General features: G+C 67.9%; 23 protein-coding genes and 2 riboswitches. Of the genes, 10 read left to right on the forward strand and 13 right to left on the reverse strand.

Going from position 1 to position 26,151, the window contains the following annotated elements:
* The first annotated feature begins 110 nt into the window (after positions 1-110).
* From ACVWYS_RS15205 to ACVWYS_RS15215, 3 genes are read left to right on the forward strand one after another with little or no spacing between them, the layout of a single operon-like run.
* Positions 111-857, forward strand: coding sequence for a hypothetical protein (locus ACVWYS_RS15205; protein WP_116766957.1), 747 nt, complete (start codon positions 111-113; stop codon positions 855-857).
* The gene (locus tag ACVWYS_RS15210; RefSeq protein ID WP_344363574.1) at positions 854-1,585 is read left to right on the forward strand and encodes a hypothetical protein; all 732 of its coding nucleotides are present in this window, start codon (positions 854-856) and stop codon (positions 1,583-1,585) included. Before ACVWYS_RS15205 ends, ACVWYS_RS15210 begins: the two co-directional genes overlap by 4 nt.
* Positions 1,586-1,613: 28 nt before the next feature.
* Complete coding sequence (locus ACVWYS_RS15215) at positions 1,614-2,372, forward strand: hypothetical protein (RefSeq protein ID WP_456507417.1); 759 nt, start codon at positions 1,614-1,616, stop codon at positions 2,370-2,372.
* Positions 2,373-2,624: 252 nt separating this feature from the next.
* Here the strand turns inward: ACVWYS_RS15215 and ACVWYS_RS15220 are convergent, their stop codons facing one another.
* From ACVWYS_RS15220 to ACVWYS_RS15260, 9 genes are all read right to left on the reverse strand, one after another.
* On the reverse strand, positions 2,625-5,660 hold the full coding sequence (locus ACVWYS_RS15220) for an alpha-mannosidase (RefSeq protein WP_456507418.1): 3,036 nt from the start codon (positions 5,658-5,660) through the stop codon (positions 2,625-2,627).
* A 117-nt stretch (positions 5,661-5,777) separates the two neighbouring features.
* The gene (gene fdhD, locus ACVWYS_RS15225; RefSeq protein WP_091251418.1) at positions 5,778-6,650 is read right to left on the reverse strand and encodes a formate dehydrogenase accessory sulfurtransferase FdhD; all 873 of its coding nucleotides are present in this window, start codon (positions 6,648-6,650) and stop codon (positions 5,778-5,780) included.
* Between the two features lie 129 nt (positions 6,651-6,779).
* A complete protein-coding gene (locus tag ACVWYS_RS15230) occupies positions 6,780-8,534 on the reverse strand; it encodes a molybdopterin molybdotransferase MoeA (RefSeq protein WP_456507419.1) in 1,755 nt (584 codons plus the stop codon).
* Complete coding sequence (locus ACVWYS_RS15235; RefSeq protein ID WP_175460449.1) at positions 8,531-8,818, reverse strand: DUF6457 domain-containing protein; 288 nt, start codon at positions 8,816-8,818, stop codon at positions 8,531-8,533. The genes ACVWYS_RS15230 and ACVWYS_RS15235 overlap by 4 nt, the downstream gene beginning before the upstream one ends.
* 21 nt (positions 8,819-8,839) lie before the next feature.
* Complete coding sequence (gene mobA, locus ACVWYS_RS15240; RefSeq protein WP_456507420.1) at positions 8,840-9,577, reverse strand: molybdenum cofactor guanylyltransferase; 738 nt, start codon at positions 9,575-9,577, stop codon at positions 8,840-8,842.
* 108 nt (positions 9,578-9,685) lie between these two features.
* The gene (locus tag ACVWYS_RS15245; RefSeq protein WP_091251585.1) at positions 9,686-10,186 is read right to left on the reverse strand and encodes an HNH endonuclease; all 501 of its coding nucleotides are present in this window, start codon (positions 10,184-10,186) and stop codon (positions 9,686-9,688) included.
* A 221-nt stretch (positions 10,187-10,407) separates the two neighbouring features.
* On the reverse strand, positions 10,408-11,166 hold the full coding sequence (locus tag ACVWYS_RS15250) for an NlpC/P60 family protein (protein ID WP_116766961.1): 759 nt from the start codon (positions 11,164-11,166) through the stop codon (positions 10,408-10,410).
* Positions 11,167-11,461: 295 nt separating this feature from the next.
* Positions 11,462-11,631, reverse strand: a riboswitch (cyclic di-AMP (ydaO/yuaA leader).
* A gap of 137 nt (positions 11,632-11,768) precedes the next feature.
* Complete coding sequence (locus tag ACVWYS_RS15255; RefSeq protein WP_456507421.1) at positions 11,769-12,587, reverse strand: M23 family metallopeptidase; 819 nt, start codon at positions 12,585-12,587, stop codon at positions 11,769-11,771.
* Between the two features lie 4 nt (positions 12,588-12,591).
* A riboswitch (cyclic di-AMP (ydaO/yuaA leader) is annotated at positions 12,592-12,805 on the reverse strand.
* A 150-nt stretch (positions 12,806-12,955) separates the two neighbouring features.
* Entirely contained in the window at positions 12,956-13,651 is a 696-nt protein-coding gene (locus ACVWYS_RS15260) for a metal-dependent transcriptional regulator (RefSeq protein WP_116766963.1), read from the reverse strand.
* 347 nt (positions 13,652-13,998) lie between these two features.
* Between ACVWYS_RS15260 and serC the strand changes: the two genes are divergently transcribed.
* Positions 13,999-15,129: a phosphoserine transaminase gene (gene serC, locus ACVWYS_RS15265; RefSeq protein ID WP_344363554.1), complete on the forward strand. Its 1,131-nt coding sequence runs from the start codon at positions 13,999-14,001 to the stop codon at positions 15,127-15,129.
* Positions 15,130-15,131: 2 nt separating this feature from the next.
* On the opposite strand, the gene ACVWYS_RS15270 is transcribed toward serC, so the two are convergent.
* Genes ACVWYS_RS15270 through ACVWYS_RS15280 form a run of 3 tightly spaced genes read right to left on the reverse strand, consistent with a single transcriptional unit; the run spans position 15,132 to position 17,583 of the window.
* Positions 15,132-16,523, reverse strand: a complete 1,392-nt coding sequence (locus ACVWYS_RS15270; protein ID WP_456507422.1) for an MFS transporter — start codon at positions 16,521-16,523, stop codon at positions 15,132-15,134.
* 44 nt (positions 16,524-16,567) lie between these two features.
* Positions 16,568-17,191, reverse strand: a complete 624-nt coding sequence (locus ACVWYS_RS15275) for a DUF3027 domain-containing protein (protein ID WP_456507423.1) — start codon at positions 17,189-17,191, stop codon at positions 16,568-16,570.
* 8 nt (positions 17,192-17,199) lie between these two features.
* Positions 17,200-17,583, reverse strand: coding sequence for a cold-shock protein (locus ACVWYS_RS15280; protein WP_091251405.1), 384 nt, complete (start codon positions 17,581-17,583; stop codon positions 17,200-17,202).
* 177 nt (positions 17,584-17,760) lie between these two features.
* Here ACVWYS_RS15280 and ACVWYS_RS15285 point away from each other — a divergent pair, with 177 nt between their 5' ends.
* From ACVWYS_RS15285 to ACVWYS_RS15310, 6 genes are all read left to right on the forward strand, one after another.
* A complete protein-coding gene (locus tag ACVWYS_RS15285; protein WP_116766967.1) occupies positions 17,761-17,994 on the forward strand; it encodes a hypothetical protein in 234 nt (77 codons plus the stop codon).
* Between the two features lie 10 nt (positions 17,995-18,004).
* Positions 18,005-20,503, forward strand: coding sequence for a helicase-associated domain-containing protein (locus tag ACVWYS_RS15290; protein ID WP_456507424.1), 2,499 nt, complete (start codon positions 18,005-18,007; stop codon positions 20,501-20,503).
* Entirely contained in the window at positions 20,500-22,146 is a 1,647-nt protein-coding gene (locus ACVWYS_RS15295) for a DNA repair helicase XPB (protein ID WP_344363543.1), read from the forward strand. The genes ACVWYS_RS15290 and ACVWYS_RS15295 overlap by 4 nt, the downstream gene beginning before the upstream one ends.
* Before the next feature lie 116 nt (positions 22,147-22,262).
* Positions 22,263-22,973: a response regulator transcription factor gene (locus ACVWYS_RS15300; protein ID WP_091251396.1), complete on the forward strand. Its 711-nt coding sequence runs from the start codon at positions 22,263-22,265 to the stop codon at positions 22,971-22,973.
* A gap of 2 nt (positions 22,974-22,975) precedes the next feature.
* Positions 22,976-24,442: a sensor histidine kinase gene (locus tag ACVWYS_RS15305; protein ID WP_116766970.1), complete on the forward strand. Its 1,467-nt coding sequence runs from the start codon at positions 22,976-22,978 to the stop codon at positions 24,440-24,442.
* A 209-nt stretch (positions 24,443-24,651) separates the two neighbouring features.
* Complete coding sequence (locus ACVWYS_RS15310) at positions 24,652-24,939, forward strand: WXG100 family type VII secretion target (protein WP_091251583.1); 288 nt, start codon at positions 24,652-24,654, stop codon at positions 24,937-24,939.
* 36 nt (positions 24,940-24,975) lie between these two features.
* On the opposite strand, the gene ACVWYS_RS15315 is transcribed toward ACVWYS_RS15310, so the two are convergent.
* Entirely contained in the window at positions 24,976-26,019 is a 1,044-nt protein-coding gene (locus ACVWYS_RS15315; RefSeq protein ID WP_456507425.1) for an RNase H family protein, read from the reverse strand.
* Between the last annotated feature and the right edge of the window lie 132 nt (positions 26,020-26,151).

Genomic DNA, 26,151 nt, shown 5'->3' on the forward strand with positions numbered 1-26,151 from the left:
AAATCCCAGACCCCGAAGCCACTACGCGGTCCTCCGGCACCGCAGCTCCACCGCAGACCGAAAGCAATACTGCCAACTGCACTGACAACCGACCCTGCAGGAAACCCTAGATGCCCCTACCCGCAAAGGCGTTCCAACTCTGGCTTCATCAGGTTGCCCCGTCAGCGAGCACTGCCGATATCTGCAGGATCTCCGGGATCAAGCGCACCACGCTTGCCCAGCAACTGGTGCGCGGGAAAGTTGCCGAAACCACGCTGGTCAGCATCAGCCGGGCCCTGAATCTGAACCCGCTGGCGGCGCTGGCCACCTTTGAGCACTATGCGGAGCTGGCCACCTCGCCGCAACCGCCGACCCCCGCCGAGCTCGTCAGCCAGGTGGCGACAATGGACCTGTTGCGCGCCGTCATTTCCCGGTCGTCCCCGGCGTACGGCGGCTACGGCGACAGCGGCAGTTCACTGACGCCCGGGCTGGGGCCGGCCCCGCACGCCACCTCCGTCCGAAATTGGGTGGACGCGATCGACGACGGCGAGTTGCGTCACCGTGTTTCGGCCGCCACGGGAGTCGCCCCGCAAAACTATTCGGCCCAGCTCACCGCCAACAGACTGTCTCCCGAACTGGCGGTCGCGACATCCCGCGCGGCGGGCGTAGGCTTCACAGGCGGCCTTGTCGCCACCGGCTTGATCACCGAGGAGGAAGCCGGCTGGCCGCCCGGGGCGAAGCAGTCGGCGTTGGATGCCCTCTCCGACGGAGAACTTGCGTCATTGGCCGGCGAGCGGCTTCAAGCGCTCGGAAAATCGCTGCGACGCCAGGAACAGGAACAAGCACAAACAGAGAAGATTTGGGAGAACCTCGGATGATCGGGATCCTGCAGTGGACCACGCTCGCGGTGTGCGGCGTCGTCACGCTCGCCCGCATTCCAAGCGCCCTCCGGGGCCAGAACCGGTCCCTGTTCTCCATTTTTGCCCTCATGACCCTGGCGATCCTGCTCAGCATCGATGCCCCGTATCTGGCGGTGGACCGGGCCCTGGGCGGCATGAACATCGCCAACCTGGTGCTCCGCTTTGTCATCTTCGCCGCCATCTTCTTCCTTGGACTCCGGGTGGCGCGGGGGTTCAGCGCCAACGACGCCTTGCGGCTCATCACGGGCCCGGTCGGAATCTCCGTGGCCGCCGCGGCATCGCTCGTCGTCATTGCGGTCTTCCTCATGATGGATACAGCGGGATCCTCAGCCGGGCTGGTCGGGGTGGCTGCCAAGGACCACCGCAACGCCGCCTTGGTGGAGTACTACGGAGCCGCCGGACGTCTCTATCCGGCGTTCATCACCGCAGCCCTGTTCCCCGCCATGGTGCGGACCTTCCGCAGCAGGCTCCCCGTCCTGGTGCGGTCCAGCGCGGCGTTGCTGGCGCTCGGTACCGTGGCGATTTCCCTGAGCCTGCTGTCCCCGGTTATTCCGCCGTCCCTCGGATTCTTGCGGTTTGTCTTCAACTACACCGCCATCCTGTGCCTGGTCCTGGGGCTGTGCCTGGTCTGGATTGCGAAGACTCTTGCGGTGCGGGCGCCGAAGAAGCAAGCTAACTTCACCTGAATGTCCAGGGGCTGAACAGGCGAACGATGTGGACGAACCCGGGATGATGGCGACCCTCCAGTGGGGCACCCTGGTCATATGCACCGTGGTGCTCCTCCTCCGCGTGCCGGATGCGATCCAGGGCCGGAACAGGACAGTGTTCGGAATCTTGCTGATTGCGACGCTTTGCAGCCTGCTCTCAGTTGCCGGGCCCTACGAGGCGATCGACGGGGTTCTGGGCGGCTGGAACCTCACCCACCTCATCCTGCGTTTCCTCGTGTTCGCGGCAGTGCTGCTGGTGGGCTTGCGGATGGCCAGGGGGCTCGCGGACGCACGGGGCTACCGCCTCATTGCCGGTCCGGCCGGACGCTGGGCACTGGCTGCGAGCGCCGTCGCCGTGGCGGCTACCTTCTTCCTCATGGATACCCGCGGGTCCTCGGCCGGCCTGCTGGACATAACGGACCACGGTGGACGTAACGCCGTCCTGGCCCCGTTCTACGCCGCGGCCGGGCGCACCTATCCGGGCTTTGTCTCCCTCGCCCTCCTGCCGGCGCTGCTGGCCGCCACCCGCAGCCAACTGCCGCGGCTGGTGCGTGCCGCGGCTTTCCTGACCTGCGTCGGGGCCCTTGCCACCGCCGTCAGCGTCCCTGCCTCGTTCGCCCCGGAAACCTGGACCCTCGCGCAGCAAACGGTCAACTATTTGGCCGTTGTGGGCTATGTCCTGGGGCTGGGCCTGTTCTGGTTCTCCGGGGTCGCTGCACAGGGGCCTGGTAACGCTCGTGCAACATTCCGCAAGAACAAAGGGTAGGGCATTCACAAAATCATTAGACCGTGAAAGAATCATGAATGTGTGAAAGCGACATTCGCTTTGTGTACGGAACTTAGCCGTGCGAAGCAGAGGCAGTCGTCCAAGCGCCATTGGGGGGATGAGTGGTAGCGGTCCAAATGGACCGCTCCCACTCAGCCTGTTTAACGGTGCTTTAGCCGGAACCCCGGTGGTTTCCGTTACCCGGCAGGCAGCACCAAAGCGTCTCTTTGCCCCGCCTTCGGCGCACAAACCTCAGCGCACAAACCTCAGCGTGACCAGCTGGAACGGGCGCAGCGTGAGCTCGGCCGAATCAAGGGCAGCCGTCACGCCGGGCGCATCGACGGGCCGCTCCAGCAGGTCCACGGCGCGCGCTCCTGTCACCGGGAAGTTCGCCGTCAAAAGGCCCGTGGACCGCTCCCCCAGCGATTCGTACAGCCGAACGATCACGTCGCCGGAGCCGTCCTCGGCGAGCTTGACGGCCTCGATGACGAGCGCTTCGTTGGACACGGTGAAGAGCGGTTGAACCCCGTGGGCTCCCCTGGCAAGCCGCGGTGCCAGGTTGGTGCGGTAGCCCTCTTCGACGGCGTCGGCGATGCTGGCACCCGGCCGGATCGTGACCTGGAGCTCGTGCCTGCCCTGGTCCGCGCCGGGATCCGGAAACTTCGGTGCCCGCAGGAGCGAGACCCGCACTGTGGTGGTGGTCCCGCCGTCGTCCTCCCGGATGTTGCGGGTGACGTCGTGGCCGTAGCTGGACGCGTTGGAAATGGCCACCCCGTAGCCGGGCTCCGCAACGTGGATCCAGCGGTGGGCGCAGATCTCGAACTTCGCCGCCTCCCAGGACGTGTTGAGGTGCGTGGGCCGGAACACGTGCCCGAACTGCGTCTCCGCCGCAGAGCGGTCCGCCCGGACGTCCAAGGCAAAGCCGAGCTTGAGCAGCTTTTCGCTTTCCTGCCAGTCCACGACGGTGGAGATCGCGAGGGAGTCGGCACCGGCCGCGAGCGCAATCCGCTGGGTCACAGCCGAGGAGCCGGCCATCCGTTCCACCACGACGACGGCGTTCAGGCCTTCCGGGCCGGGGCCGCGCTCCAGCGTGACCGATCGCGCCTCCACCAGCCGGACGACGTTCCTGCGGTAGAAGGCGTCGATGTCCCACGCGTCCCATTCATTCGGTGTATCCCGGTGCAGCTCCAGGAGGTTGCCGGACTCCCCGGGAGCAATCGCCTCCCGCCCGGTGGCATAGTCCATCAGCGAGGCGAGCAGTCCGTTGGCGTCCACCACGGCCCGGATGAGGCCGTTGTCCAGGATGTAGCCGCCGTTCGTTTCCGTGACGGCCACCGGTTGCCCGGACGGAACCGGCTCGGCAGCGGCCAGGGCCGGCACTCCCTGGCGCTCGTGCGGGGCGGCATTGAGGAGGAATTCCCGGTTGCCGGTGCCAAGCGCCGCACCCGCGGCCTCGGTGATGATGGCTTCAAGACCGCGTTCGACGGCGGCGTAGTTGCGTTCGGCGTCCTGGTGGACCCACGCGATGGAACTGCCGGGCAGGATGTCGTGAAACTGCTGCAGCAGGACCAGCCGCCACAGCCGCTTGAGCTCCGCGGCCGGGTAGCTGTGCCCCGCACGCACTGCCGCGGTGGCACTCCAGAGTTCGGCCTCCCGGAGCAGGTGCTCGCTGCGCCTGTTCCCCCGTTTCGTCTTGGCCTGGCTGGTGTAGGTGCCGCGGTGGAGTTCCAGGTACATCTCGCCCACCCAGACCGGCAGGGGCTCATACTCGGCCTGGGCATGCGTGAAGAAGCTGGCTGCCGAGCCGATCCGCACCTTGGGGGATCCTTCCAGGTCCGCCGTGCGCTGCGCCGCGGCCAGCATTTCGCGCGTGGGTCCCCCGCCGCCGTCGCCGTAGCCGAACGGAACCAGTGAGGTGGTTCCGCGTCCGTGGTCCCGGTAGTTGCGCTCCGCGTGTGCCAGGTCCCTGGCGCTGAGATCGGAGTTGTAGCTGTCCACCGGCGGGAAATGCGTAAACACCCGGGTGCCGTCGATGCCCTCCCAGTTGAACGTGTGATGCGGCATCCTGTTGACCTGGTTCCACGAGATCTTCTGGGTCAGGAACCAGCGGCTGCCTGCGGCCTTGATGATCTGCGGCAGCGCCGCGGAGTACCCGAACGTGTCCGGGAGCCACGCTTCCTGGCAGTCCACGCCGAACTCGGCCAGGAAGAAGTTCTTGCCCTCGAGGAACTGCCGTGCCATGGCCTCCCCGCCGGGCATATTGGAGTCAGACTCGACCCACATCCCGCCGACGGGAACGAACTGGCCGGCCCGGACTTTGTCCACGATGCGGCCGAAAAGCTCCGGATAGTACTCCTTCATCCATGCAAGCTGCTGGGCTGAGGAGCAGGAGAAGATGAAACCTGGGTCCTCGTCCATCAGCGCGACGACGTTGGAAAACGTCCGGGCGCACTTGCGGATGGTCTCCCGCACGGGCCACAGCCAGGCCGAGTCGATATGGGCGTGCCCCGTGGCCACGAGCTGGTGCGCGGAGGCGTAGGCCGGCCGGGACAGGACGCCGGCGAGCGCGGCCCGGCCGGCCTCCGCGGTACCGGCCACGTCCTCAGGGTCCATGATGTCCAGCATGCGTTCGAGTGCCCGCAGGATCTCGTGGCGGCGGGGCAGCTCGGTCGGGAGCTCGTGCATGAGTCCGCTCAGCGTGAGGATGTCCTGTTGCAGCTCCCAGACCGTCCGGTTGAGCTCGGCGATGGCGATCCTGCCGAGTCGGTATTTCGGCTCGCTGCCGGACGTCGCCTTGTCGCCGTAGGGCGTGGCGGCGAAGGTCCAGTTCTGGGACAGGTCCGGGTTGGCCGCGGCTTCGACGTAGAAGTCAACGGCCATGCCGCCGCCCAGGAGCTTGAGCGGGATGTACTGGTTGCGCGGGGAAATCGCCTTGATGATGGTCCCGTCGGACCGCCAGGCGATGCCTTCGCACTGGAAGCCCGGGAGGTCGCCGCCGAACCCCAGGTCCACGAGGATTTCCACCGACGTGCCGTCCGCCGTTCCCCAGGATTCCGGCACCTCGCCCTGCAGCCGGAGCCACTTGGTGCTCCACGGCCGGCCCCAGGCCGCGCCGTGTTCCTGCGGCGTGAACTCGTGCCGCAGGGCCTCCAGCGCCGGCACGGGCTCGTCCGGTGCGTCCCAGCTGCTCAGCCTCAGGGGCAGGGTGCGGGGGTAGACCGCGGGAGCGATGCGGTCACGCAGAAAGCGGTCCAGCCGGACTTCCGTAAGACGGCGGTCGTCGTGCAATGTGATCCTCTTCAGCGCGGGCGGGTCAGCGCTGGCGGGCCCGTTTGACTCCAGTCAATGGATAAAACTTACGTCGCGGGGAACCTTTTGGCCAAGTGCCGCCGTCAGCCGGTCACGCTAGCCGGCTGCGGGTGCCGGCACCGCCACCCTGTGCTGGCCGGCGTAGATGTTCAGGCTGGTCTGGCGGCTAAACCCGGCCAGCGTCATCCCGCTGGCCTCGGCCAGCTCGACGGCCAGGCTGGAGGGTGCGCTGACGGCTGCGAGGACCGGGATTCCGGCGAGGGATGCCTTCTGGACGAGCTCGAATGAGGCCCTGCCGGAGACCTGCAGCACGGTCCCCCGGAGCGGCAGCAGGCCCTCTCGGAGCGCCCAGCCGACCACCTTGTCCACCGCGTTGTGCCGTCCGACATCTTCCCGGAGGCACAGCAGGTCCGCCGAGCCGTCGTCGGAAATCCTGAAGAGTCCGGCGGCATGCACCCCGCCGGTCACGTCAAAGACGTCCTGGGCGGACCGTAGGGCCTGCGGGAGGGCCGCCAGCGTCTCCACGGGAATGGTCAGCGGGTCCTCGGCCGGGCTGTAGTGGGAGGACTTGCGCACGGCGTCGATCGAGTCGGTCCCGCAGATGCCGCAGGAACTGGACGTGAAGACATTGCGCCCCGTCTCGGGCCGGACGACGTCGGGCCGGAGCTGGGCCTCCACAACGTTGAAGGTCTGGACACCGTCGGCGTTTTCGCCCGCGCAGAACCTGAGCGAGACCAGCTGCTCGGGGGTCCAGATGACCCCCTCCGAGACCAGGAACCCTGCGACGAGGTCGAAATCGTTGCCCGGCGTCCGCATGGTGACGGAGAAGGACATGCTTCCGATCCGGATCTCCAGCGGTTCCTCGACGGCGAGGACGTCTTCCCGGTGGCGGACGGGGAATTCGAGGGCCTGCGGGGAACCGTCGAGGACAATCTTGTGCACCTTGCGGCGCTGTGTCACGCGGCCCATCCGATACTCCTAAGCAACATGGTGTGTGATTTTTTGGACGTTACGTTGTTTCCATCATTGCAAGCGCCCGACCCTGAAGCCAGCGCGGCAGAGGCCGGGGGCGGGAGCAGGGTGCCGGGCCGTCGATATTCAGCCCAGAAGGGCGCTCCAGTCCACCGGCCCGTCGCTGGCCGAGGTTTTCCTGGCCGTCCGCTTCACCGCCGGCTTGGGTGTCCCGGAGGCCGCCGCGGCGTCCGGGAGCGGTGTGCCCCATGGAAGCGCGAACGCGGGCACCAGTTCCCCCAACTGGACGCCGTGGGGCGGGACCACCAGTACGCCGTCGGCCGCGGCGAGGCCCCGCATCATGCCCGGGCCCGTGTGCCGCGCCGGGGACGCCATGCCGTACAACAGCCGAAAGGGCATGAGCCGAGTCCGGCCGGGATCGGCGTCAATCGTCGAACCGCAGGGGACCTCGCTGAGCGGCGGAATGGAGCAGTGGCCCAGGGCCGCGAGGAGCGGGGCTCCGATGGTGGACAGAGCCATCATGGCCGCGAGCGGGTTCCCCGGCAGGCCGAGGATGTACCTGCCGTCGGGCAGCTCGGCGAGCACGGCAGGGTGGCCGGGCCGCATGGCGATCCCGTCGATCAGCAGGCGGCCGCCGAGCTCGTCCACCGAGCGCCGGAGATGGTCCGTTGCGGAACGGCCGGTGCCGCCGGTGGTGATGACGACGTCGGCGGGCAGGCTTTCGGCGGCAGGATCGGCAGCCGGAGCAGCGGACCTGCCGCCGGACGCGTCGCGGAACGGGATGTCTGACGCGCTGCTTGACTGGCTGCTTGGCTGGCCGCTCGACTGGCCGCTTGGCTGGCCGCCGCCCGCGGGGACGGGCTCCCCGTCCTCAAGCGCGGCGAGCCATTCGGCGTAGGTATCGCCGATTTTCACCTCTTCGGTACAGATGCCGCCGAGCATCCCCACTACTGCCGCCAGTTGAGGACCGAACGTATCCCGAACTTGCCCGGGCGCCGGTAATCCGGACGTCACCACCTCGGAGCCGGTGAGGACGAGGCGGACGAGGGCCTTGCCGAGCACGGGCAGGGTGTCGTTACCGGCCAGCGCGGCGAGGGCCAGGTGAGCCGGGTTCAGGACGGCGCCGCGTTTGATCAGAACATCTCCGGCGGCCGCCTCTTCGCCGGCTTTCCTGATGTGGTCACCGTTGCGCGGATCCCCCGGCTTCGCGCTGCCGCCGAGCTTCAGGACGGGCAGTCCGTCCTCGTCGGTGCCGATGACGCCGCTTTCACTGCGCAGCACGGCCTTGGCCCCGGCGGGGATGAGGCCGCCGGTGGCAATCCGGCTGGCTTGGTGCGGCGCCAGCCGCTGGTTGGGCTCGGCCAGAATCCACGGACCGCTGCCGTTGACGGCCCAGCCGTCCATGGCGGAGGAGGCGTAGTGCGGCATGTCCTGCAGGGCAACCACGTCCGCTGCCAGGGTCCGGCCCAGTGCCTGGCGGAGCGGGACGGGGGCTGCGGGGATGGGAGTGGCACAGTCGAAGGCGAGCTGCCGGGCCTCCTGCCACGTGTGGGCTAGATGCCGGTGCTGGACGTCGGCACTGTCCTGGTCGGCGGCGTCCTTGTCGGCACTGTCCTGGCCGGCGGCGTCCTGGTCGGCGGCGTCCTTGTCGGCACTGTCCTGGCCGGCGGCGTCCTGGTCGGCGGCATCGTGACCGGCAATGCCCGGCCCGGCAGAGTCTGGTGTGTGAGCGTCCAGGGCGCCGGCTTGGGGGTCGCCGGGGACGGCCTCCAGTCCGTCCTCAAAGCTGTCCCCGGCGCCGCTGTCCCCGGCGCCGCCGTCGACGTTATTCCCGCGGGGGACGCTGGTGGGTCCGCTGCCGTCTGGAGCCGCAGGCGTCATGCCCCGGAAGCTTCGGCGGCTGCATAGTCTGTGGCGAGCCGGCGGGCTACGGCCATGGCGGCCTGCATGGATGAGGCGTCCGAGGCCTTCCCGGAGCCGGAGGCCAGGCCTGCTGCAAAGCCTGCGATGAACGTGGTCAGCGGCGCCGCCGGTCGCACCACCGAGTGGGCGGCTACGCCTGCCAGGGCAAGGACCTCGTTCACGTCAATCTCAACGCCTTCCAACTCCAGGGCCTGGAGCAGGGCACGGCACCAGTCTTCAAGCGTTTCATCCTGGCTTTTCACCGTTTGCCTCCATGGTCGAGTTCAGCTGCGGAGTTCCGGCCCGGAACCCGGACCGGGGTCTGAAGTCCTGCCGGATACCCCTAGTGCGGAAGCGTCATCCCAGGTGTCAACGTCATCCGTGGAACCGGGGGGAACGCGAACTTCCCGCACGTCCAGCCTAGCAAGAAGGGCGAAGACGGACGCGTTTTCCAGGCTGCCCGCACGCGCGGCGTCCGCGGCACTTCGTTGTAGCGCAGCTGTGCCATAAAACCCAACGAGCGGCTGCTTCCGGCCGTCGGCCGACACGGCCATGACGCCGTCGCCCGTCTCCCCCGGCTGGTCAGCGGCTGGCGCCGCGTCCCCGGCCTCTGCCAGGTTCTCGGTCACCGTTTCAATCACTGCCTCCGCCAGCATCTCCGCCAGCGTCCCGGCCAGGGCACGGACCGCCACGGCAGAGCGCGGCATGTCACAGGCCAGGACAAGGGTGAACGGCGCGGGAGCGCCGGCGTCGGAACGGCCGGCGTGCCCGGCGGCCAGCGCGTTCAGTCCCGCGGCGATCGCGGCGGCCGGGCCCGCGAACGGCGGGTCTTCCCGGCAGTTCAGGGTCCCGGCGGGCAGGTCCCCGGGGTCAGGACCGACGACGACGACGCGGCGGGCCCCGCCCGCGGCGCGCAGCGACCGCTCAAGCAGGGTGGCGCCGTCGTAAGTCAGCCGCGACTTGGGCACACCGCCCAGGCGGGCCGACCTTCCGCCGGCGAGAATGATGGCATCGAACTCCACCGGATCAGCCTAGCGCGGCGCGGGCTGCCCGGAGGCTCAGGCGCCACGGCCGGGTCCTGGCCGGGGCCGCCGTAATGCAGCAGCCGGGGCAGCGGTTCAAGCGATGGGTCAGGCGGCCGATTCCGGTAGCAGGAACGGATCCCACGCGGGGGTCGGCTTCTCGAGTTCCTTGATCTGCCAGATGGTGCCCTTCGGGGGACCCGGGACAAATCCGAGCTTCCAGCCCATCTCTGCCGGCGTGTGGTCGCCCTTGGCATTGTTGCAGCGCAGGCAGGCGGCCACGAGGTTCTCCCAAGAATCAGCACCGCCCCGGGACTTGGGCTGGACGTGATCGATCGTGTGGGCTGCCTTGCCGCAGTACGCGCAGTGGTGGGCATCGCGGCGGAGCACGCCGCGGCGGCTGACCGCCGTCATCGTGTTGTACCGCGGCCGGATGTAGCGGTTCAGGAGGATCACGGACGGGCGGCCGAGAATGTCCTGCGGGCCGACAACGGGGTCGTCCCCTTCAGCCACCACGCTGGCCTTTCCGGTCAGGACAAGGACGAGCGCCCGGCGGAAGGTGATGACCGCCAGCGGTTCATATCCAGCATTCAGAACGAGAGTGCGCATCCGCATACCTCTTCACGGCCGCACCCGCCAGGGGCACGAGGGCCGGCTGCCCTGTGCATGGTCGGGCTATGGATCGACAAGACAAGAGTAAACACTCAACTGCCAGATCACCGAATGTTTTTTCGGCGGCGCGGCCTCCTGCGCGGAAAATTCATATCCCGGTAACACGAAAGACCCCCGCCTCAAGAGGCGGGGGTCTTTGAAAGTGCGGGGGCTTGTGCCTAGCCGCCGACGCGGATGAAGACCGGGCCGGAACCGACGTTCACGCTGTAGAGAGCGGTGGTGCCGCCGTTCCAGCCGCCGTGGACTGCCATGCCGTTGCCGACGTAGACAGCGATGTGGGCCATGCCCACGCCACCGTTCTGGTAGTAGGCGAGGTCGCCCGGACGAGCTTCGGCGGCGCTCACGGTGCGGCCGAGGGACAGGTAACCTGCCGGCCAGCCGTGGTAGTGGATACCGGCCGCGGCCAGGGCGTTGGTGGCAAGGGCGGTGCAGTCCTGCGCCACGCCGAGCTGTGCGTAGGCAGCGGCAGCGATGGTTGCACCGGCGCCGCTTCCGATTCCGGCGGGGGCCAGGGCAGCTGCGCCGCCGTTGACGCCGGCCTGGGCGCCGCCGGCCTGGGTAGCTGCGGCGGTCTGGACCTGCACGACGGGCTTGGGAGCCTCGACGACGGGAGCCGGCGACGTGGTCACGGCGGGCTTCTCGTAGGAGATCGCGATGGTGGAAGCAGCCGAAATCGTGGCCGGAGCCGACGACTGGACTTCCAATGCGGAAGCGGAGGTGGATTCGCGCTGAACATTGGTCTCAGCAGCGTTGGCTGCGATTCCGCTGGTCAGAACCAGACCGGAAGCTGCGGCGATGACCGCGGCCTGACGGCCCATGCCGCCGGCGTTGTCGCCGACTGCCTTGGCAATAACAGCCAGCGAGTTGGTCTTGGTGACCTCGGCGCGGTGCCGTGCAACGGTTGCACGAGTAGTCATTAAGTTCTCTCTTTCGTGATCCTTGGACCGCGCGTTTTTGGGCGCGGACTGAGGACGCTCCGGCATCTTGGGGGTACGCCGGATCGCCCCGAAATGGGTTACTTAGCGAAGGGTGTACTGCGAAGACGCGCCAAAAGCGGAAACTGCATGCTGTCCGGACTCGGTAGAGAATGAGCCAGCGGAACGTGATCCCATCCGGGCGCCGGCAAGGGCGGCACGTGATGTGGAAGTCAGCGGGCTCAAAAGAGCCGCGCCAGTGCGCATACGCGCAGCATTGTGGCGTGAAGACACGAAAGTAGCCTCTCCCAATGCCTACGAGGTGAGCTGTCGGATTCGGATGGGAGTCACCCGGCCGCGCTGCTTCCTGGGAAGCGTTGCGACTTAACCCCTAGGCCTTCTTTCGAAGGCCAAAATTGGTTCCCCCGCCCCTGCCAGACGATGTAATGCGAACGGACCTTGAGCGGTGGCAGAGCTAGGCAATCCACTCAAGAGCGCCAACTTCGGAAAAGTTGGCGTGCTTCAAACCCTACAGGACTCCGGACTCAATGTCACATTCAGATCACGGCGTGTCACGGGAATTTGAGAGCTCTCCATCGTCTTTATTAGAGCCAGCCGAGGGGGTCAACAACGTCGCCGTTGACCATCACTTCAAAGTGGAGGTGGCAGCCCGTGGAGGCGCCGGTGGTCCCGCTCAGCGCGACGATATCGCCGCGGGAGACCTTCTGGCCGACCTTCACCGAGGACGAGGACAGGTGGTTGTACGTGGTCTCCAGACCGTTGCCGTGGTCAATGACCACACGGTTGCCGCCGCCGTAGGGGTGCCATCCGTTGAAGGTCACGGTGCCGCTGGCGGCGGCGTGGACCGGCGTGCCGCACTGGGCGGCGAAATCCTGGCCGCGGTGAAACTCCCCCGGGCCGCCCGTGATGGGGCTGACACGGTAGCCGAAGGGCGATGCCGTGATCAGCTGGTCCAGCGGCGGACCCAGCGTGCCGGCTGAAGCCGCGCGGGTAATGCTGCCGACGGACTGGGCGCTCAGCAGTTGCTTGAGCTTCCCGTCCGGGTCGCCTTTGGTGGCGATGGCCGTCCGGCTGAAATCAAGCTTTGCGGCGGCGGCAGCCGTGACGTCCGGCTGTACTGCGGCCGAGACTGCGGATCCGTCGGTGTTCGAGGCCATGACGGGACTCGTGACGGGGACCGTCACCGTGAGGACCAGACCGGTGGCGGCCAGCGCGATTCCGGCCTTCTGCCCCACGCCGCTGGCGGCGGCAAAGTCCGTTACCTGACGGAACGGGCTGCGGCGGCTGCGGCGCTCGTCGCGGTGTGCGTCACGCGGGCGTTCGGCCGTATGCGCGACGACCGGGCGCGGCTCCGGAGCGGGACCGGTCGCGCGGCGACGGCCCCTGGCGGTCTGGGTGGTCAAGAACGGTTCCTCTCTGAGAGCCTGCGAAGTTAGCTGTCGGATTCGGGTCAGAGAGATCAAAGACCCGGTCCGCCGTTGCAAGCACCCGGTCACCGAGGCGTCCTTAGGGGATCGTTCGATGGAAGCTGCTTGCCGCTGACGGACTTCACCCCAAGGCTGCCGAAGAAGCAGCCGATAGTGGTTCCCCCGCCCCTGCCAGGAGGTGGTTCTGCGACTGATCCGCTGGCAGGGCTCGGCTTCGGATCAGGTAACGCTTTGGTATCGGTACAGGGCACTAACTATAGGTGATTAAGCCGCTCGGTGATAAATCCGTGATCGCGTTTGTGCAGAACTCATGGGTCGTCCCATGACGGTGACGTTTTGGCTGGTCAGGCGACTGTTACAAAGACATGCGCGGCAACCTCTGGCGGCAGCTCCAAGGCGCCCTCGATATCCGGGACCCGGACCGAGATGTACTCCCCCACCCGCTCCAGCGAGACGAGCGCACCGGGGCGGATTCCGCCCTCATCGAGCTGGGCCAGAAGCTCCGGTTCCACCTGGATGGGCTCCGCGAGCCGGTTGACCGTGATCCGCGAATCCGCACCGTAGCCGGCCATGGCCTCCAGCAGGTTCACGACCCCGTCCGCGTGGGCCCCCGAGGGTGCGCCGCCAAGTTCCGCGAGCCCCGGAATCGGGTTCCCGTAGGGCGAAACGGTCGGGTGGTCGAGCATCTCGAAGATCCTGCGCTCGACGCGCTCACTCATGACGTGCTCCCAGCGGCACGCTTCCTCGTGGACGTAGGCCCAGTCGAGCCCGATCACGTCGGCGAGCAGGCGTTCCGCGAGGCGGTGCTTGCGCATGACGCCGACGGCGCGTTTCCGTCCAGTTTCGGTCAGTTCAAGGTGCCGGTCGCCGGAAACAATCACCAGGCCGTCACGCTCCATGCGGCCGATGGTCTGGGAAACAGTGGGGCCGGAGTGGCGGAGTCGTTCGGCGATGCGGGCGCGGAGGGCGACGATGTTTTCTTCTTCAAGTTCCAGAATGGTCCGGAGATACATCTCCGTGGTATCGATCAGATCCGTCATTCAGCTCAGCTCCTCGAGCGCAGTCCTTGCGTCATTCCCACCGTACCGCGTGCGGGCTGCGTGTAAGGATGCGCCCTGGCGAGATCCGCCGTACGTTCGCAGAACAGCCTAGCCTATTTTGAATTACTCCGGATAATTCTTGATCCGGACTGCGGATGCTCCCCCGGCGCCCGCCGGACGGCCCCTCGGGGCCGTCTCAATGACCGGACTATGACAGAGGCTTTTCCGTATCGCCGGGGGCTGTCAGGCAGAATAAAACAGGCAGAATGACAAGGGGTGTCCGTTGTAGCCATCCGGCCAGGCCACCTCCCAGCCACGCTACGAACCAGCCGAAAATTGGAGCCACTGTGAGCGACACCAGCATCACGATCCCCGCCAACCTCCTGCCCAAGGACGGACGGTTCGGCGCCGGCCCGTCCAAGGTCCGACCGGAACAGATGGAGGCCCTCGCCGCGGCGTCGACAAAGCTGCTGGGGACCTCACACCGCCAGGCACCCGTGAAGAACCTCGTCGGTTCGGTCCGCAATGGCCTCAGCGAGTTCTTCCGCGCCCCCGAGGGCTACGAAGTGATTCTCGGCGTCGGCGGCTCCACCGCATTCTGGGACATTGCCAGCTTCGGACTCGTCGAGACCAAGGCGCAGCACCTGTCCTTCGGTGAATTCGGCTCGAAGTTTGCTTCGGCTACCAACAAGGCGCCGTTCCTCGCCGAATCCTCCATCATCAAGGCCGAGCCCGGCACCCGCCCCACCGCCCAGGCAGAGGCCGGCGTGGACGTATACGCGTGGCCGCAGAACGAGACGTCCACCGGCGTGGCCGCCCCCGTCCGGCGCGTGGCCGGCGCCGACGAAGGGTCGCTGGTGCTGGTGGACGCGACGTCGGCCGCAGGCGGACTGGATGTGGACGTGGCGGAGTCCGACGTCTACTACTTTGCGCCGCAGAAGAACTTCGCGTCCGACGGCGGTCTTTGGCTTGGCCTGTTCTCCCCGGCGGCGCTGGAGCGGGCGGCCCGGATCAAGGCCAGCAACCGCTGGATCCCCGACTTCCTGGACCTCCAGACCGCAATCGACAACTCCCGGCTGAACCAGACCTACAACACCCCCGCGCTGGCCACCCTGGTGACCTTGGATGCGCAGGTGCAGTGGCTCAACGCCAACGGTGGCCTGGACTTCGCCTCCGCCCGGACCGCGGATTCCGCCGGCCGGATCTACCGCTGGGCCGAGGCGTCCGGCTACGCCACGCCGTTCGTGGCCAAGGCCGAGGACCGCTCCAACGTGATCGCCACGATCGACTTCGACGAGTCGATCGACGCCGCGGCCATCGCCAAGGTGCTCCGCGCCAACGGCGTCGTCGACACCGAGCCGTACCGCAAGCTGGGCCGCAACCAGCTGCGCATCGCCACGTTCGTGGCGATCGAACCGGACGACGTCTCGGCGCTGCTTGAGTGCATCGACTTCGTCGTGGCAGAACTCAAGAAGTAGCCTCAGCGTCCGACGGCGTCGTCCCGGCCACGTGCCGGTGCGGCGCCGTCGTCGTATCCCGGCATGCTCTCCGGCTGGGCGGCCGGGCCCGCGCCGGCTGCACCGGCCCCGGATCCGCCGGCTCCAATTGCGCCGGCGCGGCTTGCCACGCGGAAGTACCGCAGCCCGCGGGCCCGGCGGTTGAAGTGGAGCCGCAGCTGCTTCGCCCGGATGATCCACAGCAGCCCGATCAGGGCCGCGAGCAGGCCGGCAACGGCCGCGACACCCATGGACCAGCGGGGGCCAGCGATGTTTGCCACCCAGCCGACGAACGGCGCCCCGATGGGCGTTCCGCCCATGAAGATCGCCATGTACAGGGCCATCACCCGGCCTCGCATCACAGGGTCCGTGGTGGTCTGGACGTACCCGTTGGCGCTTGTCATCATGGTGATCGCGAACAGCCCCACCGGCACCAGCGCGACGCCGTACCAGAAGTAGTTGGGAGCCAGGGCTGCGATGCCGGAGGTCACTCCAAACGCCCCGGCCGCCGCGAAGATCACCCGCAGGCGCGGTGTGCCCCGGCCGGCGGATAAAAGGGCCCCGGCGACGGAGCCGATCGCCATGATCGAATTCATGAGGCCGAAGGCCCCCGCGTCGAGGCCGAATTCGGTGCCCACCATGGCCGCGATGAACAGGGCGAAATTCAGCCCCAGGGTTCCCACGATGAAGATGGCCACGAGCACCACGACGAGGTCCGGACGGTATCTCACATAGTGCAGCCCCTCGCGGATCCTGCCCTTGCCGGCCGCTGCCCGCGGCAGCCGGCGCAGCGACGCCGCCGGGATTTTCGCCAGGCTCAGCAGCAGGGCGGCGAACGTGAGGGTGTTGATGAGGAAGACCCAGCCCGGCCCGACGACGGCCGTGAGCACGCCGGCCACGGCGGGGCCGATCATCCGGGCCACGTTGAAGGAGGCGCTGTTGAGGGCCACGGCGTTGGGAAGGTAGTCGTCCTGGACCAGTTCCGAGACGAAGGTCTGGCGGACGGGGGCATCCAGCGCGGAGACCACGCCGAGCAGCAGGGCGAAGGCGTAGACCTGCCAGAGCTGCGCCGCGCCCGTTATCACGAGGATGCCCAGCCCGGCGCTCAGCAGCGCCATCGCGGACTGGGTCAGGACCAGGAGCCGTTTACGGTTGAAGCGGTCCGCGACCAGTCCGGCCACAGGGGCCAGGAAAAGCTGCGGGCCCAGTTGCAGGGCCATCGTAATGCCCACCGCGCCGGCGTCGTGCGCCGTCAGGTGCGCGAACACCAGCCAGTCCTGGGCGGTGCGCTGCATCCAGGTACCGATGTTGGAGATGAGGGCGCCGACGAACCAGATCCGGTAGTTCAGGATGTGCAGGGATTTGAACGTGGACATCAGGCCCAGCCCTCGCTATGCACTCTCCCGGACGCTTCCAACCGCTAGTCGGCCTCGTCGGCGGAGCGTTCCCGAGCATCCTCGGCGTCGTACTCGGCGGCGTCGTCTTCGGTGGCGTCCTGCTCGTCGTCGTCCTGCTCGCTGGCGGCCTGGGCATCGCCGTCGTGCTGGACGTCGTCCTCGGCGTCGGGCGCCTGCGACGGCGCCCGGGCGCCGGCCGCCTCCTCGGTCTCGTCCGTCTGCGCGTCTTCGGGGCGGACCCGTTCAGCCCACGGGACCCAGGCCGGCGCCAGGATGGAGTCTTCCGAGGGCAGCAGGCCGAGCTCGTCGACCGTCACCACTTTGGACCGCGAGTTGCGGGTCAGCACGGCGTACCACTGCCAGCCCAGGTATCCGGGCAGCCTGGATTCGAACAGATGGGTCACCAGGCGGTCGCCTTCGCTGCGGGCACCGAGGTGCTCGCCGATCTGCTCCGCGGGGGCGATGCTTTCCACTGCGGCGCGGGCGACGTCGACGGCGGCGGCCAGAAAGGCGTCAGGCTTGCCGGTGCGCCAGACGGGCACGCCGGCGCGAGGGCGGGGCCCCTGCTTCGGGCCGGTTCCCTTGGATCCGGCCGGCACTTTGGATCCGGCATCCGGCGCCGGCAACTGATCAGGTTCCTGAGTCATCAAGAGCCTTATACGTCCAGCTCGTCGGCAACCTTACGCAGGGCGGCTGCAATCGCCTTGCCCTTGTTGCCTTCCGGGTACTTGCCCGCGGACAGGGTTCCGGACAGGTTGTCCAGCACGCTGACGAGGTCCTGGACCAGAGGGGCAAGGTCCTTGGCGCTGGGCCGCTTTGCTTTGGCGATGGACGGTGTCTTGTCCAGCACCCGCAGGCCGAGGGCCTGGGCCCCCTTGCGGCCGTCGGCTACCCCAAATTCAACGCGCGTTCCGGCCTTGAGGTCCGTGACGCCCTCGGGCAACGCGGACTTGGGCAGGAAGACTTCCTGGCCGTCCTCGCCAGCGAGGAATCCGAAGCCTTTTTCCTTGTCATACCACTTGACCTTGCCGGTAGGCACGTAATCAACCTTCTTCGTTCTGCGGGGACACGGCCGGCGGTCACCGCATCCGCATGGATACGCGGGTTCAGGGTATGACTGCCCGGACCGTGTTGGTCTGTATCTCCAAGGTTATCCTGCCTTGTTCACTTTAGCGGCGTGAGGCGCGGGCGAGGCCGGACTGTTAGCGTTGCCCTCATGACACTGACGCGTTACCGGCGGCCCTTCATGATCCTTGCGGCCGCCATTGCCGTGCTGTCCCTCGTCGCCGTCGGCGCTGTCATGGCCCTGGCGTTCAACCATGTCGTGGCGCCCGTCTGGATTACCTCGGTGGCCCTCTACGGGCTCCCGGTGGCATTTATGCTCATGCTCGCCCTTGTTGTCGACGCGGCGGTCGCCCGGCGCCGCCCGCGCGGGCCCGGCGAAAGGTAACGTTGGATCGATGTCCCTCATCCGCGCGCTCAGCAAGGAACTTCAGGCACGAAGCGACGACTCGTTGCGGGCCCTGTTCTCCGCGCGGCCGGACCTGATCTCTCCCGGCGTCCCGGACTTCGCCGCCCTGGCCGCCCGCGCCAGCGGACGAGTCAGCGTGCAACGGGCACTCGAGCGGCTCAACCGTCCGCAGATGCAGGTGCTGGAAACCTTGCACCTGTGCACCAACGCCGACACCGGACACAGCGCATCCGCGGCAACGCTGAAGAAACTGATCAATGGCTCCTCGGTTGCCGCGATCGACCGCCTGCTCCATTCCCTGCAGGAACTGGCCCTCGTCCACCGCACCGATCCACCGCACGGCGCGACTCCCGCCGCCGCCAAGGCGCGGCACTACCTCCCCGTCGGCAGCCTCAAGGATGTGATCGGCATCTACCCTGCCGGGCTGGGACGCAGCTACACCGAGCTCGTGCGGCTCCAACCGGCTTTTGCGCAGCGCGTGGTGCAACTGGTGGGGGAACTGCACCGTAGCGGGGCATCCATCTCCCCCGCCACGACGCCGATGGAAGCGGCCCTGGCGCTGCAGCACTGGACGGCAACACCGGAGTCTGTCCAGGGCATCCTGGCCAGCGCGCCGGAACGCACGTCCGCGCTGCTGGCCCGGTTCGGCAACTGGGCCATGGGCGCCGTTCCGCAGGCGCAACGCCGTGCCACAGTGCTCCACGAAAGTTCCGACGTCGGCCCGGTGGACTGGCTGCTGGCGCGGGGACTGCTGGTGCCGCTGGACGCCGCGCACGTCGAACTGCCGCACAGCGTCGGCGTGTCACTGCGTGGCGGGTATGTCATTGAGGACTTCTCCCTCGTGCCGCCCGTACCCCGGCTGGGCCTCACGAGCGCCGGGCTGCGCCGCAACGCCGCCCTGGGCGCCATCGCCGAGACGCTGCGGCTCGTGGGCGAAGTGCTGTACACCGTGCGTGAGCAGCCCCTGGCGACGCTGCGCAGCGGGGGCGTCGGGGTACGGGAGATGAAGCGGCTGGCGGATTCGCTGCGGATCGGCGTGCAGGAGGCCGGGGTGCTCGCGGAGCTCTGCGGCATGGCAGGCCTGCTCCGGCTGGATGTCGACAGCTCCGCGTGGGTGCAGCCGCCGCAGCTGGAGTGGCTGGCGCTTCCCCGGCAGGAACAATGGCTGTGGCTGGTCAACGCCTGGCTGGCGAGCGAGCGCGCCCCCTCGCTCGTGGGCCAGCCCGTGAATGCTGCTGCCCCGGGGCCGGCGGGCCACCGGGGCATGGCCGGGACCACTATCAACGCGCTCTCGGCCGAGGCACAGAGGCCCGACGCCCCGGTGGTCCGCAAACGGGTCCTGGAAATCCTGAACGAACTCACCCTGGAGGCCGCGGCCCCCGACGGGCAGGCGCCCGTCCTCGATGCCGGTGCCGTGCTGGAGCGGGCCGAGTGGACCCAGCCCCGCATGGCCCGCCGGTTCAGCTCGCTGATCCGCGGCATTCTCATGGAGGCAGAGATGCTGGGCCTCATCGGTTCAGGCGCGCTCAGCCAGCTTGGGGCCGCCATCGCCGCCGAGCAGCCGGATGATGCCCTCGGAATCCTAGGCGAACACCTGCCGGCAGCCCTGCAGCACATACTGCTGCAGGCGGACCTGACCGCGGTGGCCCCCGGCTATCTCGATCCCGAACTGAGCGACCGGCTCCTCACCATGGCAGCGGCCGAGGGGCAGGGACCGGCAACCATCTACCGGTTCTCCGTTGGTTCGGTCCGCCGGGCCCTCGACGCCGGCCAGGACGCCGCGGCGATCCTGGAGTTCCTGCGGCGGCATTCAGCCACGGCCATCCCCCAGCCCCTGCAGTACCTCATCGAGGACACCGCCGCCCGCCACTCCCGGCTGCGCGTCGGGGCTGCGGCGAGCTTTATCCAGAGCGAGGACGAGACGGCCTTGCTGGATCTGCTCAACGCCCCGGCCGCCGCCGGCCTCGGGCTCGTGCGGATCGCGCCCACCGTGGTCATCTCGCACGCCGCACCGCGGGATACCGCCCAGGTGCTCAAAGGCCTGGGCCTGGCCCCCGTGCTGGAGGACGCCTCGTCCGCCGTCGTCCGGCTGCGCCGCAGCACCCCGGTTTCCGGCGGCGGCAGGCCGGTCTACACGGCCCCGCGCACGGCCCCGCCGGAGGCGGACATCGACGCCCAACTGGCCGTGCTGCGCAGCGACGGGACCCGCGCCCCCGGCGCTGCCGGTGCTCATCCTCCGGCGGCTGCCCCAGGCAGCGAGGAGGCCACCCAGCTGGGGCTGGAAACCCTGCTGAAGGCGATCCGCCTCAAGCAGCGGGTGGTCATGAATGTTGTGGACGGTATGGGGAATGCCAGCCGCGAGAACGTTGTTCCGGTAGCAGTGAATGGCGGGCGTGTCCGGGTGTTCGATCCTGACAAGGAGACCGAGCGTGTCCTGTCCATCCACCGGATTATCGACGTAGAAGCCACAGAGGAATTGCTCCAGTGAATGACGGGCCCCTGATCGTCCAGAGTGACAAAACCATCCTGCTGGAGGTCGACCACGAACTCGCAACAGAGGCCCGGCACGCCATCGCGGCGTTCGCCGAGCTGGAACGGGCCCCGGAGCACGTGCACAGCTACCGGTTGACGCCGCTGGGGCTGTGGAATGCCCGGGCTGCAGGGCTCGACGCCGAAAAGGTGCTGGACACCCTGCTCAAGTACTCCCGGTTCCCCGTGCCGCACTCCCTGCTGATCGACGTCGAAGAGACCATGTCCCGGTACGGCCGGCTCCGGCTGGAAAAGGACCCGCAGCACGGCCTGGTCATGCGTACGTCCGACTATCCGGTGCTCGAAGAGGTCAGCCGGGCCAAGAAGATCGCCCCGCTGCTCGGGCCGCGGATCGACGGCGAGACGGTGGTGGTGCATTCCTCCCAGCGCGGGCAGCTCAAGCAACTGCTGCTCAAGATCGGCTGGCCGGCCGAGGACCTGGCCGGCTACGTCGACGGCACGCCGCACCCGATCATGCTCAACGAATCCGGCTGGAAGCTCCGCCCCTACCAGAGGCTGGCAACGGAGAACTTCTGGGCCGGCGGCAGCGGCGTCGTCGTGCTCCCCTGCGGCGCCGGCAAAACGCTGGTGGGCGCCGCCGCCATGGCCACCAGCTCCACCACCACCCTGATCCTGGTGACCAACACCGTCTCGGCCCGGCAGTGGAAGGACGAGCTCCTCAAACGCACATCCCTGACCGAGGAGGAGATCGGCGAATACTCCGGCTCCGTCAAGGAAGTCCGGCCCGTCACGATCGCCACCTACCAGGTCCTGACCACCAAGCGCGGCGGGCTGTACCCGCATCTGGAGCTCGTGGACGGCAACGACTGGGGCCTGATCATCTACGACGAGGTCCACCTGCTGCCCGCGCCCATCTTCCGCATGACGGCGGACCTGCAGGCCCGGCGCCGGCTGGGACTCACCGCCACCCTGGTCCGCGAGGACGGCCGCGAGGGCGAGGTCTTCAGCCTCATCGGCCCGAAACGCTACGACGCGCCGTGGAAGGACATCGAGGCACAGGGCTACATTGCGCCCGCGGACTGCGTCGAGGTCCGGATCGACCTGCCCCGCGACGAACGCGTGGCCTACGCCATGGCCGAGGACGCAGACAAGTACCGCCTGTGCGCCACCTCGGAGACGAAGACCCGCGTGGTGGAAGAACTCGTCGCCGAACACGCCGGCGAACAGCTGCTGGTGATCGGGCAGTACATCGACCAGCTCGACGAGATCGGCGAGCGCCTCAACGCGCCCGTGATCAAGGGCGACACCACGGTCAAGGAACGCCAGCGCCTCTTTGATGCGTTCCGTGCCGGCGAGGTGCAGACCCTGGTGGTGTCCAAGGTGGCCAACTTTTCCATCGACCTGCCCGAGGCCTCGGTGGCGATCCAGGTCTCGGGCTCCTTCGGCTCCCGCCAGGAAGAGGCCCAGCGCCTGGGCCGGCTGCTGCGGCCCAAAAAGGATGGCCGCGCCGCCCGGTTCTACTCGCTCGTGGCCCGGGACACCCTGGATCAGGACTTCGCCGCGAAACGTCAGCGCTTCCTGGCCGAACAGGGTTACGCCTACCGGATCATGGACGCCAACGACGTCGGTACCGCCGGTTGAGCCGGGGCGGCGCCGCGCTTGGTGCGGCCCCGGCAGTTCCCCGAGGGCGGGAACAGCCCATGCAACACCCATCTTTCATTCAGAAAACTCCCAGAGTCTGGGAGCATCATGGGAGCATGAAGAAGAACGGTCCCGAAGCCAAGCTGCTCGTCGTCGATGATGAACCCAACATCCGCGAGCTGCTGTCAACGTCCCTGCGTTTTGCAGGTTTTGAAGTTGTCTCCGCCGGCAGCGGGCGCGAGGCACTGGCCGCCGCGGAGGAGCACGCCCCCGATCTGGCAGTCCTGGACGTCATGCTGCCGGACATGGACGGCTTCACCGTCACCCGGCGCCTGCGTGCCGCCGGCAAGCACTTCCCCGTCCTGTTCCTCACGGCCAAGGACGACACCGAAGACAAAGTCACCGGCCTGACCGTGGGCGGGGACGACTACGTCACCAAGCCGTTCAGCCTCGACGAGGTGGTGGCCCGCATCCGCGCCGTTCTCCGGCGCACGCAGCCCCAGGTCGACGACGACGCCGTGATCCGGGTCGATGACCTCCAGCTCGACGACGACGCCCACGAGGTCCGCCGCGGCGGGACCGTGATTGAGCTGTCCCCCACCGAATTCAAACTCCTGCGCTACCTCATGCTCAACCCGAACCGGGTCCTGTCCAAGGCCCAGATCCTGGACCACGTCTGGGAGTACGACTTCAACGGCGATGCCTCCATCGTGGAGTCCTACATCTCCTACCTGCGCCGCAAAGTGGACATCGATCCCGATGCCCCGGCACTGATCCAGACCAAGCGCGGCGTCGGCTACGTCCTGCGGACAGCGGAGAAGCGCTGACCTTGCTGTACCGCTGGAAGTCGGCGTCTCTGCGGTCGCAGCTCGTGGCCATCATGATGGCGCTCATGCTCGTGGCCCTTACGGCCACGGGTGCGGGCACGCTGACCCTGCTGCACAGCTTCCTGCAGGGCCAGGTGGATGACAAGCTCCGGGCCGCCGTCGATTCCGCGCGTCAGCAGCAGTCCTTCAGCCAGTTGCAGGAAACGACCTCCACCGTTCCCACCGACTATTCGCTGATGCTCTTCAGCCCGGGCGCGCCCCCTTACACGTTTGGCGGCGACAAGGACTCCCACCCCGCCATCAAGACTTTCTCCACGGTCGAAGCCCGGGAACGCCAGCAGGCGCCCTTCCAGGTGCGCGGCACCGACGGCGGCAACTGGCGGGTCGTGGCGGTCAACGTGGTGGACAACAACCAGCGCAGCGCCGTCGTCGTGATCGGCCTGCCCCTGGACCCCGTCGATTCCGTGATGGAACACGCCGCCTTGGTGGTCGTGGGGGTGGGTCTGCTGACGCTGGTCCTGGCATTCTTCATCGCCACGTGGACCGTATCGCGGTCGTTCCGGCCGCTGGCTCGCGTGGAGAAGACGGCCGCCGCCATCGCCGCCGGAGACTTGTCCCGGCGCGTGGAGGTTGAAAACCCGGGCACTGAGGTGGGCCGGCTCGGGAGTTCGCTCAATGCCATGCTCGCGCACATCGAAACAGCATTCGCCGCCCGGATGGCATCCGAGGCCAAGATGCGGCGCTTCGCGGCCGACGCCTCACACGAACTGCGCACCCCGCTGGTGACCATCCGGGGATTCTCCGAGCTCTACCGGCACGGCGCGCTGTCCACGCCGGAAGACGTGGCCACCGCGATGGGACGGATCGAGAGCGAAGCCAAGCGCATGGGGGCCATGGTCGAGGACCTTCTGCTGCTCGCGAGAATCGACGAACAGCGCCCGCTGCAGCAGAAACCGGCGGATCTGCTGCTCCTGGCCAACGATGCCGTGGTGGACACCCAGGCCAGCGACCGCAGCCGCACCATCACCCTCACCGGACTCGACGGAGCTGCCCCGGCTGCTGCCCCGGTCCTGGGCGATGAAGCCAAGCTGCGCCAGGTGGTGAGCAACCTGGTGGGCAATGCCCTGCGGTATACGCCGGAGGGCAGCCCGATCGAGATTGGCGTCGGGGTCCGGACCGCGCCGGACGGCGCACGGCACTCCGTAATCGAGGTCCGAGACCACGGACCGGGCGTCCCGGATGAGGAGGCGGCCCGGATCTTCGAGCGCTTCTACCGGGCCGATACGTCGCGGACCCGGGAAACCGGCGGCAGCGGACTTGGCCTGGCCATCGTGGCTGCCATCATCGGCGCGCATTCCGGGTCCGTGCGGGTCGAAAAGACCGACGGCGGCGGCGCCACGCTGGTGGTCAGCATCCCGTTCCTGGACGAAGACGCCACGGCATTGTCCGCGCCGGAGTTGTCCACATAGGAGCCGACGGCGGTGTCCGCCCGGTGCGCTGCCTGCCTACGCTCGAGGTGTCCGGAAGATCCGGATGAGGCAGACACTCCCCGCAAGCTTGTCCAGCAAAACTGTGTTGTGAGAAGAGACCACAGTAGATTTTTCGACTGACTCCAAGCGCTGACTGTCACGTTGCCGGGTCCCTGCTGCCTCCTTCGAACATTTGAGAGGGCACGGCCATGAGCATCATCTCCGTCGATACGGAACTCCTCCAGCTGAAATCCGCCAACGTGAAGGCCACGGTGGAGCGGATCAGCGCGGACGTCCACGCCATGAAACACGGGCTGGACGAACTTCAGGGCAGCTGGCGCGGCTCCGCGGCGACAAACTTCCAGAACCTGGTCGCCGAGTGGGCGCTGACCCAAGGCAGGGTCGAAGCATCCCTGGCGTCCATCAACCTGGCACTGAATTCGGCGGCCGCCACCTATGACCAGGCAGAGCTGGGGAACGTGCAGCGCTTCACCTGAGCCTCCCGGGTCCGGGTCAGGCCGCCCCGGGGCGGGTCAGGCCTCGGGCGTGCCCTGGTGGAAGCGCAGCCGCCACTGTGCGCCCTCAAGGACCCACAGGGAGCTGCGCAGGGCTGATCCCTCGCGCGTGTGGCTGCGGTACGTCAGGAGCACGGTCTTCTCTCCCAGCCGGTCCGCGCCCAGCAGTTCCAGTTCGGCGGGTCCGCCCGGGTTGTCCTCCAGGGCCATCATCATGGCGTCGCGGGTCCAGATGCGTCCGGAGCTGCCGATTTCGGTGAAGTCGGGGTGGAGCAGGACTGCTGTGCGGCCCATGTCCGCCCGGGTTTCCGGTTGGAGCAGTTCCCGCTCGAGCGACTCGACCACTGCTTCGGGGCTGGTCTCCGCCAAGGCTGCGGCCGGTTCTTCTTCGAGTTCGCTGAAGAGGTCCGGCTCGTCGAAGGCGCCTGGTGGGCCGAAGAGTTGCTGTTGGCCGGAGGGAGCCGCGGACTGGGTCGGTCGCATGGCCTGCTGCGGGGCCGCCGCCCTGGACGGGGCCGCCGTTGCCTGCGCTGCCTGAGGGGCCGCCTGCGGCGTCGTGGAGACCGCGTGGGCTGCTGGTGGCGTCCCGACTGCCGCTGTCCCGAATCCGGGACCCTGCCGGACGGCCACGCCTTGCTGGTACGCCGTGGCAGCTGCCCGGGCGCGGTCGTCTGCCGCTTCGTTGAGCTCGTGACCTGCGTGGCCCCGCACCCATTCGAAGGTGTACTTGCGGCCGACGAGGGCCTGGTCGATGTCCTTGAGGAGGTCGACGTTCAGCACCGGCTTGCCGTCCGCCTTGCGCCAGCCCTTGCGTTTCCAGCCGGGCATCCACTTGGTCACGGCGTTGATGACGTACTGGCTGTCGCAGAGGATGAGCAGGTCTTCGCCGGGCACGTGAGCCGTGGCCCGGAACAGGTCCAGCACCGCCATCAACTCGCCCTGGTTGTTGGTGCCGTGGGGCCATCCGCCGGCGCGCCAGCAGTCGTCATTCACGTACCAGGCCCAGCCGGCCGGGCCGGGATTTCCTAAGGCCGAACCGTCGGCCGCTGCTGTAATCGTCACTGATCTATCCTGCCAGACCCCGCCGACGTCCACCGACGCCCCCTCACGTCGGCAACAAACCACCCGGCGCCCCTCACATCCTTCCCCCACCACGCAACGCTCCCTCACCGCCGTTCTCAGCAGAGCAGTCGC

The sequence above is a fragment of the Arthrobacter sp. TE12231 genome (assembly GCF_054062895.1).